This window comes from Tellurirhabdus rosea (genome assembly GCF_026278345.1).
Taxonomy (GTDB): Bacteria; Bacteroidota; Bacteroidia; order Cytophagales; family Spirosomataceae; genus Tellurirhabdus; species Tellurirhabdus rosea.
In genome coordinates this window covers 274,028-288,947 of record NZ_CP111085.1, presented here as the reverse complement: position 1 = coordinate 288,947, position 14,920 = coordinate 274,028, and the positions used below count along the sequence as shown (strand labels likewise).

Below are 14,920 nucleotides of genomic sequence, written 5' to 3'. Positions count from 1 at the left end.
GCGCAGATGATGATTTAGTCCTAAAAGTTTAAGGTTTAACGTTTAAGGGTTAACGTGGCTCCGCTCAGGGGCCCTGATGGGGCGAAGCAACTTTAAACCTTAAACGTTAAACTTCAAACGATTTTATTTCAACGTTAAACGATGCCAGATGTACCGGAAGTTGCCCTCCGCTATAAAGGCGGTTACTTTGCGAACCCGGCAAAAGGTTTGCCAGAAACCGGCCCCCATCGGAGTCCGGTGAAGCGGGCGGTAATGATTCCAGATGCGGCGGCTGTCCGAATCTCCCACTTCCGAAATGGTCGACGACTTGGCCGTCGAGTGGTGACGGAAAGCGCCCCAGAGGTCGATCAGGCGTTCCATCCGGATGCCGGGCTGAATGCCCAGGCGCGTCACAAATTCATAATCAAACGAAAAGCTGTAGGATTCGTCCAGATACCCGAAGCGGTCCAGCAGGGGGCGCTTCCAGAAAAGGGCCTGGTTGTGTACCTGCATGCCTTCGTACAACTGACATTCGAGGCAGAACGGCAGTTGTCGCAGTTCTTCCCGGATGGCATCGTGCTCGTCGATGATGTAGATGTTTCCGAAAAAAACATCCGTCTCCGGCTGCTTCCGGCTGGCCCTGGCGACGGCCTCAAAAGCGCCGGGCGCAAACAGGTCGTCCGAATTCTGAAACGTGACGATGTCTCCCGTGGTCATCCGCAGGCCCTTGTTGATGGCATCCACCTGCCCGCGGTCTTTTTCACTCACCCAGCCCGCCAGATATTTTTCGTACTTCCGAATCACGTCCACGCTCTGGTCGGTCGAGCCGCCATCCACGACGAAGTATTCCAGATTGGGGTAATTCTGATTCAGAACGCTGAGCATCGTCCGCTCCAGAAAGTCCGCCTGGTTGTAGGAGGGTGTCACCACGCTGATTTTCGGATAGGAGGCATCCTTGCTCAACAGGCGTTCCGGACTGAAACGGGGAACGGTTACAAAATCCCGGAGCGAACGGGTAGGCTGTTCGGCAGTTGTCACGTATTGTAGCAATTCATTTTTCCGGCCGGTCACACGGACCGAACTCGACAGGATTGTATTTTTTGAATATAACGCAAAGATAGCGAACTGCCAATTCCGGCGGAAGTTTCCGGTCGGGAAATGAGCGTAGGTTTTTCCAATGGCCCGGCAGGCGGACTACATTTTCCGGGGAACGTCCACCGTATCGATGAACTGGACCGTCTGCCGCAGGCTTTGCAGCAGCGATTTACGCCAGGCCGGTAACGGGTATTTGATCACCTGCCGGCCGTACGCCGGGGCGATGCGGGAAAGGTTCGCGTCCAGACGCTGGACGACCTGGCGGTAGGCCCGGACCAGCGCCTGAGCCACCGGAAAAGCCGACAGACGAACCCGGTTCTGCCCGTCAAAAAGGAGGGATCGGTTCACGAATCCGTCGAAGTTGAAGAAGGCAAGGGGTTGGCCGTCAGCCGTTTGCTGCGTTCCGGCGCTTCGCAGATTCCGTTCGTGCAGGTTCCAGAGCCCGACATGCCAGCCCGGATTTTTGACGATTCGGGTCGCCGGATAAAATACGACGGTCATCATCAGCCAGACCTGATCAAGGCACATGCCTTCGCAGAAATCGACAAAGGCCCGTTCGGGAGCCCGCTGGGACCACCATTCCACAAAATGATCGGCGTTTTCGGACCGGCGCAGACCCAGAAAACCGGCATGGAAAAGGCCCACGTTCTGAAAATACTTCTCGTCGGGCCACTGTTCGTCCGCGGGCGGTCGCAGCAGGTGCGGCGTAAGAAGCAGCGGAGAGTCGGCAAAAAGCGCCGTCAGTTCGGTCAGCGGGCGGTAAAGGTAGATCGAAGGGGCCAGGTAAACCACCTGCTCCGCTTCCGGCCGGGTTTGCCAGAGGTGCCGCAAAAAGAGCGGCTTGACGGCCGCGGCAAATTCCGCCGGATTGTATTTTTCCGAAAGAAGCGGCAAATCCACCGGCAGCGCCGTTACCGGAATCAGTTCGTACGGACACTGAAACGTAGCGGGAATCTGCCCGGAATCATCGGCAAGACCAATGACGAAGCGGTCGGCGGGCTGGTGCTGGCGCAGACTCTCGCCCAGGGCCAGCGCCTGCGGTAACTGCTGTAGGGTGGTTACGGTGAAAAATAAAGTCATTCGTTACTTGCTTACCGGCTGATTCAGTTTCTCTTCGGTGGCCTGTCTGACCCAATCCAGCGGAATGGTGGCGCAGTACAGACCGGGCTGGCTCAGGATGGCGACATCCTCGCCGCGTTTGAATCGGCCCGAATACACGTTAAATTCGTCAAATACGCCCGTTTTACCCAGCAGAATGACGGCTTCCGCGCCGACGGCATTGGCCAGGTGGGCGGGGCCGCTTTCCACACCGATGAACAGTTTGCTGATTCGGATCACTTCCGCGGTTTCGAGAATGCTTAGCTGACCGCAGAGGTTGACGATGCGCGGGTCCTTTACGCGGACGACGCTTTCGAGGCCCACTTCCACAATGGGATACGGATAGGTTTCCAGCAGCCATTTCACCAGTTTGTCCCAGTTGTCCTGAATCCAGTCGCGTTCGGGATAACTGGGCTTGCAGTGCAGCACGATGGGGCTTTCCAGGTTCAGCGCCGCGATTTTCTGCCGCGCTGACTCCGGGATGTACACCTTCGGTTCTTCGTCCATCGCCGGCAGACCCGCTGCCTGGGAGAATGTGTAGAGCAAATCTCCGTGGTGGAGGTAGTTATGGTAGGTAATGTCCAGGCGGTCGGCAATCGGATTCACGTGGTCGCCGCCGCAGTAGTGGCAGTTCCGGTGAGAGAGGTGGAGGTTGTAGACTTTGTCGAAAGCCCCCAGCCGCAGCAGCTGAATCCGGTGGCTCACGCAGTATTCCAGCAGGTAGCCGTCCAGATGCGGGTTGTGCTCGACCAGTTCCTTGTACGGCTTGCGCACCATCCAGATGATGTGTGCCTTCGGATGAAGGGCCCGAACCCGGCGCGAAACCGGTTCGCAGGCCACAATGTCGCCAAACTGCTCGCTGAGAATGATGGCTACGACTTCCTTTCCCTGAAGGTGCCGAATAAAAAAGAAACGCAGAAAGTCACGGTAAGCCAGGATAAACTTCCGTCCGATGTGAGAATACTTTTTGTATCGGTGTGTCCAGAGTGCAATGAATCGCTGCCAACTTGTCATAAGGTCTTATTTTTCGAGTGCCGCAATCAATTGATTCAACGGGTTTTTCAACGCCTGCCGGACGCGCTGGTAATAGAGCGTTTTCGGCGGTTTGATGTAATGACACGGATAGGTCCGGTAAACGTCGTTCCGGTTCGTCATCAGCCTGTTTCCGTAATCCTGGAACAGGGCTACAATATCGGGCCGGTCATTGAATGTAAAGCGGTTCTGGTATTTGGAAATTTCTTCGGGTTTGTACGGACTGTATCCACTGAAGTGGAAAAACTGCAATTCTGACTCGTTCACCAGCCATCGGTCACCGTCCCGCGAAATGGTGCGTTCGTGGAGATTCCAGTAGGCGACATTATAGCCCGGATGGCGTTCTACCTGAACCCTGTCAAAGTAAACCGGCGCAAAATTAACCCAGTGCTGGTCAACGAACAATCCGTTGCATAAGTCAATCCGGCATTCGTAGGCCAGGCGCTTTTTCCACCAGTCCACAAACCGGAGCGTCTCCTCCGACCGGCGAAGGCCGATAAAACCGAGGTTGAAGATGCCCGTGTTCAGGTGATTGAGCTCGTTGGGCGCCAGCCAGTCGTTGATGGGCGAACAGGTATGCGGAGTCAGCACCAGATTGGCCTCGGCGAGACTGGCCGAAAGCCGGGTAAGGGGTTGATAAACAATGATATCGGGGTCGAAGTAAATGACCTCGGTGGCGTCCGGATGGTGCCGGAACAGGTAATCCATGTAGTAGGGTTTGACGGCCGTGTTCAGCTCCGTAATATCGTACCGGTCGCACATGCCCGCAAAGTCCTCGATTTCAATCCGGTCCACCTCGATCATCGGGTAGGCGGGAACCAGTTCTTCCGGAAGATTCGCCTCCGCAAGGCGGTCAACCAGCCCGATGACAAACTGCCAGTCCGGATTGGTTTGCCGGAGGGAATCCCCTAACGTCCGTGCCTGGGCCAGGTAGTTGATGGAACACAGGGTAAATGCAAGCGTCATTCAGGTTATTTTTGGTAAGTAAAATAGCGTTTCAGATCGTTGAACGGCTTCTCGAAAAAGTACCACGAGAGCGAAGCGAGCGCCAGCAGCACCACAAAACTGAACGCAAGATACGGCCAAAAGCCGAGTGCCGGAAATCGGGGAATGTGGCGCACCATCCAGCCCATCATTACATTGGCCAGGTGGGAGGAGACCAGCATGTGAAAGACGTACAGCCCGTAGCTGATTTTGCCCATGTACAGCAGCGAGGGCTGGTTGAGCACCCGTCCCACCGGTCCGCCGATGCCTTCGGCCGCCTGCGCGACGGCGTACAGACTCAAAACGGACAGGACCAGCCGCAGAAAGACGATCCGGAGGGGATGGGCGTCGGGCAGCTGGAGCATGAAGACGAATACCGCCAGACTGATGGCCGCCGCCGCCGGAAGGGCCCGCCGGAAAAAAGCGCCGGTAACCGGGCGTTCGTAGGGCAGGGCGGCCCAGAGTGCGCCAATGCCGAAGGCGTCGAGGCAAGTGGGTGTCAGGATGTTCTGGATCTCGCCCTGGGTCAGAAAATAAGCCCGGAACGTGACGCCCAGCCCGATACTCAGCCCGATCATGGGCAGCAGCAACCGCCGGGGCGTGAGCATGACCACAAACGGCCAGACGAGGTAAAACTGTTCTTCCACGGCCAGCGACCAGAACGGGGAAAGGATGTCGGCCCAGTCCTCCGTCCGGTTCAGCAGAATGTTGTACGAATAGAACAGATAATACCCCGGATACTCGTCGATGGCGGAGGCGTGGGGCAGGAAGAAATAGACAAACCCCAGGATGAGAAAATACAGCGGAAAAATACGAAGCGCCCGGCGAATCAGAAACGTCTGGTACGCTTCGCGGCGGGTCATGGTCCCCGCCAGCACCTGGTTGCGGCTTTTGATCAGAATCCGGGTGATCAGGAAGCCACTGAGCACAAAAAAGAGGGTCACGCCAATGGCTCCGTTGGGCGTCCGGTTGATGAGCCAGTTGTGCGGCAGCCAGTGGTGAACGATGACGGCCATCACCGCAAAGGCCCGGAGCGAGTCCAGCTGCGGCATAAATTCCGCGGCCCGGCTGGTGGCCCGAACGGGAATTCCATCTGAATAAGCCCCAAGTGTTGAATTCATTTTCCGCTTTCAAGATTTGTGGATGAAGACCGTCTCAGGACAAAGCCGTTTGAGTCGTCTGAGCCTGTTGAAACAGGGCTACCAGTTGTTCAATGTTCTGGCTGGTGGGATGCCGTTCGGCCACTTTTTCAAACAGCCGCCGACCGGCCTGCTCCCGCTGCGCGGGGTTCTGGGCCAGTTCTGCGACCGCTTCGGCCATCGCGTCGAGGTGCAGGTACGGCACCACCCGGCCGCCGTCCTCCTCCACCAGTTCGGGACCTCCGCCCGCGCCGTCGAAGCACACGACCGGAACCCGGCAAAGGGCGGCCTCCAGCATGACCAGCGGGTAAGGGTCCTCGCGGGAAGTAAGGGCAAAAATGTCGAACTGGGTGGTGTACCGGAACACTTCCGGCGTCGGCTCCACGAAGTGAACCCGGTCCGTCAGGCCCGCTTTTTCGACGTCCATCCAGAGGTCGTCGTACCAGGGATTTGTTCGCGGAACGCCCACCCAGACGAAATGAATGGGGTAATCGGGCAGTTTGTCCACCACGAGCCGGGCCAGCGACGTAAACAGATCGTTGCCTTTTCGCCATTCGGCATTGCCGCAGGCCCCCACCACAATCGCGTCCGCCGGAATGCCGAGGTTCGGCCGGATGGATGGCAGCGACCGGGCTTCGTCCCGCAGCTGTTCGAAATGCGGACGGTCGATGAGCGTCTGAAGCTGAATCCGGGCCGGGTCGTAGCCGTACACCGAAACGTAATGGTTGGCCACCGCTTTGGAAACGGCAATCAATGCACGGGAGCGGTCGAGCAGAAACCGCAGATCGTCGGGCTGGCTGTACATCCGGATCGACAGCGCGAGTTCGTGCGCGAACAGGATGACGGGGGCGTTGACAAACCGGGCGAGTTGCCGGTAATAGACTGCGCAGGCCACGGTATTGACCACCACAAGCTCCACCTCCGGCGCCCCGACGGCGCTTTCGAACGCCTGCCAGCGGGCCGCCTCTTCGCGGCGCAGGACCGGGCCCGCCAGCCGGTGCAGTCCCGGAATGTGCCGGGCGTAGCGGGCCAGGCGGTTGTCCGGCGCCATCGGCATCCGGGTCACCGTAGTCACTTCCTGAAACTCCGCTTCCAGCGGACCGCCCCCGCCAAGGACCAGTTGCGTCGGGATGTTCCGCTGCTTCAGCAGGCGCAGCAGTTGCAGCAGCACCAGTTGAGCGCCCGCCCGGTTGGCGTCATGGCCGATGAAAAGAATCTTTTTTTTCAAAATGCTCGTCGTCCGTCGTCCGTCGGGCCGTCCTCATCCGGTCGGAGTAGGGACGGCCCGACGGACGACTCGTGTTTAATAGACTTCGTAACTCGGTTGCGGGAGTTTTTTGGCCGGATTGCCAATGTACACGCCCCATTCTTCCGTGGGTTTGTAAATGGCTGCGGCCATGCCTACCAGGGTGCCCTGCGCGATGGGCGTATAATCCCGGATTGTGCTGTTGACGCCGAAGAACGAGTACGACTCAATGACGCAGTGCCCCGACATGACCACGTGGGACGTGAAAAAAACGTGGTCCTTGATTTCGCCGTGGTGGCCGATGTGGTTGCCGCTCCAGAGAACCACGTTGTTGCCAATGCGCGTGAACGGCTGGATGGTGTTGTCCTCCAGAATAAAGCAGTTTTCGCCGATTTCGTTGCCGAAGAGTGTGGCTTTGGAACTGACGTAGGAGACGAACGAATACCCTTTGGCTTTGGCGTCCTGGTACACTTTTTCCCGGTTCCGGTTCATGTTCCGGCCGGTCATCGGCGCAAAGAACTGGAATTCGCCCGGCGGATAAATCTCCTGAACGTGTTCGAACGCAACTACCGGCAAACCCCGGAATTCCGTTTCTTTCAGGTATTCTTCATGAACCGTGAAGGCCACTACTGTGTGCTCCGAATCATGCGTGAGGTAGAAATGGGCCAGCTCGGCCGTATCCAGCACGCCAAAAATTACTACGTTCGCCATAGAATTGAATTGTTGAATAATTGAATGATTGGATGATTGAATGGCGGGTTAGCTTACCTCATCTATTCAGTCATTCGGTCATTCAATCATTCAATCATTAAACAAGGTCGTATTCATCCAGCATTTTCCCAACAGCTTCCCGGTCGTTGTACATCAGGATGTCGGCGACGGATAGCCAGGGAACAAAATCATTGCCTGCCTGCGGATATTCCGCCCGGCGGGAACGGTGAAAAAACAGTTCGATGCCTTCCTGCCGGAAAAGCTCTTTATCGTACAATTCCAGTCCTCCAATCGGGTTGATGTACCGGGTGGCGCCTTCCTGTTTGCAAATGTCCAGAATCCGCTCCTGGCCTTTCAGGTGCTGGTTTCCGTAAATCGTCGATGTCGGGACGATTTCGGTTTTTATTCCCATAAAGTCATTGATTAATACCAGACTTTCCCGGACCAGCTCAGCAATTGTCTTAACCTCCAAGTTTACAATTTTTTCCAATAAAGGAAGGGCCGTTGTGTAGAAAGGTGCTTTCCGGTAGCTCTGGTTGATGGTTTGCAGCAGTTTGGCGCGCCATTTCGGATCGTCGCCCAGCGCGATGTCCCGAATCATCCGGTTCTGGCTGGCGTCTTTCAGCGGCACCGTGAACAGAAAGTCGCGGCCGTTGACCAGCAGGCGATTGCGGTTGATCCAGCCCCGGTTGATGAACGCCACGTCGTCGTACAGCACAAATTTGTCCACGGCGTGCATCAACTGGAAATACCCGATATAGGGTAGAAAATAGGGCTGCATGATGGCGATGGTCATGGTGTTTCAGGAGTCGCCCGTCGCCGGTCGGTCAGGCCAGAGGCCCAGCCGGAACGGCCCGACGAGGGGCAACGGTTATTTTAATTTTCGTAAATAATAATCTTCACCCGGCACGATCAGACCCTTGATGGTCGTGTCGGTGCCGAGCCGAATGTCGCCGGGCTGCGGCTTGATGACGTTCTTCGAAAAGAAAAGATAGCTCGCCTCTTTCGGAATCGGCTGAACGCCCTTTTCAAACGGGTTGATGGTGATGAGTCGCCGGGACAGGTGTTTGCCGTAGAGCGGGTACTCAAAATCGTCGTTGATGGTGCCCAGGGCCACGGTGGCCGAATCGGGGACCATTTCGTCAAACCGTTTGTAAGGCACGTAAGTATCCGGCCGGAAAAGCGTCATCTGGTAAATGCGCTCCGCCCGGAAGGCCGACGGGCGGCCGTATGCCGAGAAAGGCAGGCAGCGTTCGTTCAGAAAAACCGCCAGCAGGGCCGACAAACTGCCGATCACCACCACCAGTCCAAGCCAGGCTTTCCCCAGCGTCCGGCCCGGCAGCGAAACGTCCACCCGGCGGTTTGAAAAAAGGAGGCCCAGAAACAGGGCGCCCATCAGTCCCGTGCTGATAAAGTACCGTCCCTTGAACGGGTCGTACGCCGCCGAGTAGGAGAGTGCCGCAAAGTGCAGCAGCACCGCAATGCCGATAAAAACATGCGCCCGCGAACGGACCACCCCGAGCAGCGTCAGAAACAGCAGCGGCCAGACCAGTCCGAAGCCGAAGATCCCCCAGTAGGGATTGGCATTATAAAATTCGAACCGGCGGTTGAACGTAAAGGGCACAATGCTGAATTCGGTTTTTTCGTCCAGCCGCAGATTCAGCTTGTCTTCGAGCCAGACCAGCGGCCGGCGCATCGCCACGTTGGCATCGAGGCCGAACTGGGCGTTGCGGAGGCCGTCGAGGTTGACGTGGTCGTAGGCGTACCGGATCACGTTCCGGGAGCCCTGAATGAACAGGTTCTTCTTGGTCCCCGCCCGTTCTACGGACTGGTGCTTCAGGGCCGTCGGCGGACCAATGGGGTGCCCGAACACCTGAATATTCCGGATGTAGCCGGTAGGGAAGGTCCACAGACACATTGCCAGCCCGATGGCTACCCCGAGCCGCACCGTCCGCCGCACCGTCTCGCCAAAGTTGGGAGCCAGAAACACCGTGTAGATCATGATGACAAACACCGACGGGAGCATCAGCGTAAAGGTAACTTTGTGCCCGTAGGCCACGGCAAACGCCATTCCGGCCAGATGCAGATAGCGATTGTCGCGCGTCTGCTGGTAGGTGAAGAGGAAATACAGCAGGATGCTGAAATAGGCCGTCAGGACAATGTCCGTTTCGGTGGTGATGGACTGCATCAGGACGTTGGGCAGCAGGGCGTAGGCCAGCCCGGCAAAAAACGAAGCCGACAGCGAACGCGTCAGTCGCTGGGTAATCCCAAACACGGCCAGGGCCGCCATCCAGTACGAGGCAAAGTGAATGAACTTGAAGGCATTTTCGAACCCGCCCGTCATCAGATACGCGTAAATCTGGAGTGTACAGACGCTTTTCGGGTAGGTGTCCATGTTCCAGTTCGTGCCGCCAAAATGCGCCATAGAACCGCGCTGGAGGTACTGCATCACCCGGTTGAGGTGCCCCGTCATGCTGTCCCATTCGTTGGGAACCGTAAACAGAACGAGCAGGGTATTGGTCACGGCGATGAGGCCGAGGGTCAGAAACAGCAGACCGAAGACGCCTTTCAGGAAACCGGAAAGGCCGGAAAACCAGGCGGCAAACGTCCGTCGGCGGTCGCCCAGCAGCTCGCCGAGCGCCCAGGGCTGCGCCTGGGGCGTGATCCGGACCAGAGCCAGCCGCAGAACGGTGGCCGTTACAAACACCGACCCGGCCCAGGCCGGACTGGTGGCGGTCAGGTCGAGGGCGGACAGGATAAAACCCGTGAGAATGACGCTGGCGGCAAAGAACAGGAAGCTCAGCAGCAGCCATTCCGACAGGGAGCGTCGGCTGATCTGCCTCGCGGAATCCCCGGAATAAGCGACAAAGAAAGCAAAGGAAAGCAGGTAAAGCAGTGTCATTGCGATAGACGGAAAGGCTGACAGGCAGAAAGGCTGTGCCCGGCGTAGTACGGCCGTTCCGTTTCGAACGACCTTTTCCGCCTCACAGCCTTTCCGCCTGCACGACCTACAGATTTTCGTTGATTACTCGGCTGATCCGCTCGGCATCTGCCTGAGCCAGATCGGGATAGAGCGGCAGGCAAAGCACGCGGAGGGCAATATCTTCGGATACCGGACAGGGCTGCAGGCTCCGGCCACTCAGTTTCTGCACAAACGGCAGCGTATTCAGGGAGGGGTAGAAGTACCGGCGCGGATAAACCCCCACGGCGTTCAGGGCGTCGCGAACGCCCAGCATCTGGGCTTCGGAACGGAACACGACCGGGTAGTACGCATAATTGTATTCCAAATCCCCCATGCGCGTCGGTTTGCTCAGGCGGCTCCAGTCCAGCAGCGAATCGTACCAGCCAAAGCGTTCTTCCCGGGCCGCAATCAGGTCCGGTACTTTGGGCAGGTTGCAAAGCCCCATCGCCGCGTGCACTTCCGAATTTTTAGCGTTGATTCCGATGTCGATGTAATCGTCGTTGCGGTGGCCGAAGCTGCGGTACAGGCTCAGCTGATTCGCCATCTCGTCGGTCTGGCAGGTAATCAGGCCGCCCTCCACGGTATGGAAGACTTTCGTGGCGTGGAAGCTACAGGTCGAAATATCGCCGTACGAAAGAACCGATTTGCCCTGATAGGTCGCCCCGAAGGCATGCGCCCCGTCGTAAATCACTTTCAGGTGGTGTTTATCCGCAATGCGCTGTATGGCTTCGATCTGGCAGGGATTACCGTAGACGTGGGTCGCCATGATGGCCTCCGTGTTCTCCGTAATCTGGCGTTCGATCTGCGTCGGGTCGATGGTGTAGTCTTCCGGGCGGATGTCCGCAAAGACCGGCGTGCACTGTTCCCAGATGATCGTGTGGGTGGTGGCGCAGTACGAGAACGGGGTGGTGATGACCTCTTTGGTGATGCCGAGCGCCTTGATGGCCATTTGCAGAACAATCGTGCCGTTGCTGCAGAACCACAGGTGTTTGACGCCCAGATAATCGCGGAGTTCCTGTTCCAGACGAAGAGACAGCGGCCCGTTGTTGGTCAGGTAGACGCGGTCCCAGATGCCTTTCAGATGTTCGACATACTCGTCAAGATCAGGAAGATATGATTTGGTTACGTTGATCATAGGAGAGAATAAAAGTCGTCAGTCACCCCTTCTGGGCGGTCGGTCGCCTGCGGAGAGATGGTCTCCGGCGAAGCAACGAACCGTACAGAGCGGATGACTGACGGACTATCGGGTTAATTCAGTTTCGAGCGCATCCATCACAAACTGGAATTGCGGGCGGACGTAGCCTGGCCATTTGCCGTACCAGGCCACATTTTCGCGGTAATCTTCAACGTCAAAGATAAGCCCTTCTTCCAGATTGAACAGCGGCGTCACGGTATCTTTTACAATCATGACCGAAACCGAGTAGGAGCCGTCGTTGAGGAAATGTCCCGGGACGCGCACCTCGCCGCTGACCACGCCTTTGCCGTAAGGCTGCGACGCCGAACCCACGTTGAAAATACACTCTCCGGTCATCGAGTTCAGGTGCAGACTGAGGTTCAGTTTGGCCCCTTCCACCATGTTCCAGAATTCAAAGCGGATGCGGAACGACGTGCGGACATCGATATGCGTTTGTCCGTCAATGTATTCCGGAATCAGTTCGATGCGTTTGACGCGCACCTGGTCATTACCGGGAGCTTCCTCGGGGGTGTCCCAGGTCCGGATGAGGCGTGTTTTTGACACCTTGCTCAGGTAGGACGTGATGACCTGGTTGGTTTCGCCCTGTTCGAGCAGGCGGCCCCGTTCGAAGTAGAACGTCTTATTGCAAAGCGCCTGCACGGCCGTCAGATTGTGGCTCACAAACAGAATGGTCCGTCCGCTGGCGGAAACGTCGCGCATTTTGCCCAGACATTTCTTCTGGAACTCGGCGTCCCCCACGGCTAGCACTTCGTCGATAATCATGATTTCCGGGTCCAGGTGCGCGGCGATGGCGAACCCGAGCCGGACGTACATGCCCGACGAATACCGTTTGACGGGCGTATCCAGAAACTTGCTGATTCCGGCAAAATCAACGATTTCGTCGAAGGACTTCTTGATTTCGCCGCGGGTCATGCCCAGGATGGAGCCGTTGAGAAAAATGTTTTCGCGGCCCGTCAGTTCGGGGTGGAAGCCCGTTCCTACTTCCAGCAGGCTGGCGACCCGGCCTTTGATGCGGATGCTGCCCGTGGTAGGTTCGGTGATTTTGCTGAGAGTCTTCAGCAGGGTGGATTTACCGGCCCCATTGTGACCCACAATACCAACCCGGTCGCCCTGCTCAATCGAAAAGCTGACATCCCGCAGGGCCCAGAACTCTTCTTTTTCTCCGGATTTTTCTTCGGCCGATTTGCCGTTGAACAACCGCCCCAGACCTTCGGCCAGCACGTCTTTCAGACTGTGGCTGCTTGGCTTGCGCTTCTGGTGGTCGATGATGTATCGTTTACTGATGTTTTCGGCAGAAATAACGGACATAGTCGGTTAATTAAGTCAATGAGTCGTAAGCGGTCCGCCGCGGCGGTCGTAAGTCGTCAGTGGATGCACAGTACCTGGCGGAGCCACTTCCGGCTTGCTGACTAGTATTGATTAGATATCATCTACAAAGGTATTTTCCCGCTTCCGGAAGAAATAAACGGAGATCAGCAGAAAAACACCGATAAAGACCATTGAATATACTAAACTGATTGGATTAAAGAACGATTTCTCGCCCAGCAGCGACCAGCGGAAGCCGTCGATGATGCCAACCATGGGATTCATCAGGTAGTATTTGTAGAACCAGTTGGAAGTAACCAGACGGCTGCTGTACGCAATGGGACAAATGTAAAAGCCAATCTGAACAATAAACGGAATCAGGTGAATAATATCCCGGAAACGAACGTTCAGAACCGAAAAAATCAATCCAAAGGCAAAGGCCGCCAGCAGCGCCAGGGCGATGAAGAAAGGCAGAAAGACAATGTGCCAGTCCGGAACGTATTGATACCAGACACAAAGCACAATAAACAGCCCCAGCGAAATCAGGAAGTCGATGAAGCTCACCACGATAGAGCTCAGCGGCATGATCAGCCTCGGGAAATAGACTTTGGTCACCAGGTTGGCGTTGGTCGTAATGCTGGTGCTGATCTGGGTGAACGCGTTTGAAAAAAGGGTCCAGATCGTGATGCCGGCCAGTACGGTCAGCGGATAGGGGATGGGGGGATCACCGGGAAGCTTGGCGACAACGCTGAAAACAAACACCATGATGAGCATGGTGGTCAGCGGACGGATCAGGCTCCAGGAGGTGCCCAGAATGGTTTGTTTGTAGCGAACCGAAATATCCCGCATCGACAGAATGTACAGCAGTTCGCGGTTGCGCCACAGGTCCCGCCAGTAATGCCGTTCCGAACGGCCCGGTTCAATAACAACTTCGTGGTTTTTCATAAAAATGAAGGCAGTAAGTGCTTACTGTCGTAAGCGGGCAGGTCGTAGGCCGTAAGGGGATTTGCTTCAGGACTACTTTGGCGAAGCCACTTACAACTTGCCGACTTACGACCTGCCAGCTTATTAAACTGTATTTCAATCCTGTCGCATGATGCTTTTGTACGTCTCCCGAACGAAGACCACCAGAAGACCCAGAAGCAGGCCCAGCGTCAGACCGGCCTGCAAACCGCGGGGTTTGGTGACGGTCTTCTGCAGCGGCATGGCCACCGGCTCGATAATGGTAAACAGCGGAGCTTCCTTGATGAGCGTCAGCCGCAGGTTGTCGAGCGAAGTCAGGGAGGCGGTGTACTGCCCCTGCAGGAAGGCGGAGTTCCGGGTCAGGCGCGTCTGCTGAACCTGGCCTTCGGCCACGACCATCTGCTGGTTCTGGTCCATGTAACGGGCCAGACTGCCTTCCGTCCGGTAGAGGCGGCTCGCCAGCGAATCGACGCGGTGCTCCAGTACTTTTTCCATCTGCCGGGTCTTCTTGGTCTGCTTTTCCCGGTAATCTTCCTCGATGGTTTCGAGCAGCTTCTCGGCAATGACTTTCGACAGTTCTTCGTGTTCCATCCCCGTCCGCAGTTCGATGAACGACGATTTCCGGTCGGGCTGGTACACGATGGATTCGCCCTTGATGCGGTCGAAAATCTGACCCATGGCGATGTTTTCGAGCTTCGTGAACTTGGACACCGGCTTCTTGGTGAACAGAAGATTACGCAGCGTGTCGTCCTCTTCCCAGTCCACTTCGCGGATGCCGCTGAGGCGGACGTAGTGGTTCACCAGGAGGTCCCGCTTGCCCGCCACGGTATCTTCTTTCATCAGGGTCTTCTCCACCACCGGGCGCGAACGCGAATAGTACAGGAAGTTGTCGCCCGTAAAGATGTTGGCGTCCGGAGCGCCACCCGCCAGCCCGAAGGCCCCGGCCAGTCCGCCCAGTTCCCCGAAGGTCGAGCCGGAGCTGCCCCCGCCCAGGTTGAAGGTGATGGCGGCCGTGTAGATGGTCTTTTTCCGGGTGGTCAGATCGAAGACAAAGCCGATAATTCCCCCGATAATCATCATGATCAACACCCGTTTCCAGTTACGGAGCAGGATGTTTTTGGCCTCAATGAACCGCAGAATCACCGACTTCGGGGAAATCTGGTCGGGCGGCACTACTGGTTTTACTGAATTTGTTGAATTCATACGAAACG

General features: G+C 56.7%; 13 protein-coding genes. All 13 read right to left on the bottom strand.

Annotated elements, in window-relative coordinates; translation table 11 throughout:
- Positions 1-123 precede the first annotated feature (123 nt).
- Positions 124-1,017, bottom strand: coding sequence for a glycosyltransferase family 2 protein (locus ORG26_RS01195; RefSeq protein WP_266366595.1), 894 nt, complete (start codon positions 1,015-1,017; stop codon positions 124-126).
- A 156-nt stretch (positions 1,018-1,173) separates the two neighbouring features.
- Positions 1,174-2,154: a hypothetical protein gene (locus tag ORG26_RS01190; protein WP_266366593.1), complete on the bottom strand. Its 981-nt coding sequence runs from the start codon at positions 2,152-2,154 to the stop codon at positions 1,174-1,176.
- 3 nt (positions 2,155-2,157) lie between these two features.
- Complete coding sequence (locus ORG26_RS01185; protein ID WP_266366591.1) at positions 2,158-3,186, bottom strand: glycosyltransferase family 9 protein; 1,029 nt, start codon at positions 3,184-3,186, stop codon at positions 2,158-2,160.
- 6 nt (positions 3,187-3,192) lie between these two features.
- On the bottom strand, positions 3,193-4,170 hold the full coding sequence (locus tag ORG26_RS01180) for a glycosyltransferase family protein (protein ID WP_266366589.1): 978 nt from the start codon (positions 4,168-4,170) through the stop codon (positions 3,193-3,195).
- Between the two features lie 5 nt (positions 4,171-4,175).
- A complete protein-coding gene (locus ORG26_RS01175; protein WP_266366587.1) occupies positions 4,176-5,309 on the bottom strand; it encodes an acyltransferase family protein in 1,134 nt (377 codons plus the stop codon).
- A gap of 34 nt (positions 5,310-5,343) precedes the next feature.
- The gene (locus ORG26_RS01170) at positions 5,344-6,555 is read right to left on the bottom strand and encodes a glycosyltransferase family 4 protein (RefSeq protein ID WP_266366585.1); all 1,212 of its coding nucleotides are present in this window, start codon (positions 6,553-6,555) and stop codon (positions 5,344-5,346) included.
- Positions 6,556-6,630: 75 nt separating this feature from the next.
- Complete coding sequence (locus tag ORG26_RS01165; RefSeq protein ID WP_266366583.1) at positions 6,631-7,284, bottom strand: acetyltransferase; 654 nt, start codon at positions 7,282-7,284, stop codon at positions 6,631-6,633.
- A 97-nt stretch (positions 7,285-7,381) separates the two neighbouring features.
- Positions 7,382-8,080, bottom strand: a complete 699-nt coding sequence (locus tag ORG26_RS01160) for a WbqC family protein (RefSeq protein WP_266366581.1) — start codon at positions 8,078-8,080, stop codon at positions 7,382-7,384.
- A gap of 75 nt (positions 8,081-8,155) precedes the next feature.
- Positions 8,156-10,186 (bottom strand): ArnT family glycosyltransferase, encoded by a 2,031-nt coding sequence (locus ORG26_RS01155; protein ID WP_266366579.1) that lies wholly within the window; start codon positions 10,184-10,186, stop codon positions 8,156-8,158.
- Between the two features lie 106 nt (positions 10,187-10,292).
- Positions 10,293-11,381: a DegT/DnrJ/EryC1/StrS family aminotransferase gene (locus tag ORG26_RS01150; protein ID WP_266366577.1), complete on the bottom strand. Its 1,089-nt coding sequence runs from the start codon at positions 11,379-11,381 to the stop codon at positions 10,293-10,295.
- 105 nt (positions 11,382-11,486) lie between these two features.
- Positions 11,487-12,749 carry an ABC transporter ATP-binding protein gene (locus tag ORG26_RS01145; RefSeq protein ID WP_266366575.1) on the bottom strand — a complete coding sequence of 421 codons (1,263 nt, stop codon included), beginning with the start codon at positions 12,747-12,749 and terminating at the stop codon, positions 11,487-11,489.
- A gap of 111 nt (positions 12,750-12,860) precedes the next feature.
- On the bottom strand, positions 12,861-13,691 hold the full coding sequence (locus ORG26_RS01140) for an ABC transporter permease (RefSeq protein WP_266366573.1): 831 nt from the start codon (positions 13,689-13,691) through the stop codon (positions 12,861-12,863).
- A 135-nt stretch (positions 13,692-13,826) separates the two neighbouring features.
- On the bottom strand, positions 13,827-14,912 hold the full coding sequence (locus ORG26_RS01135) for a hypothetical protein (RefSeq protein ID WP_266366571.1): 1,086 nt from the start codon (positions 14,910-14,912) through the stop codon (positions 13,827-13,829).
- Positions 14,913-14,920: the final 8 nt, after the last annotated feature.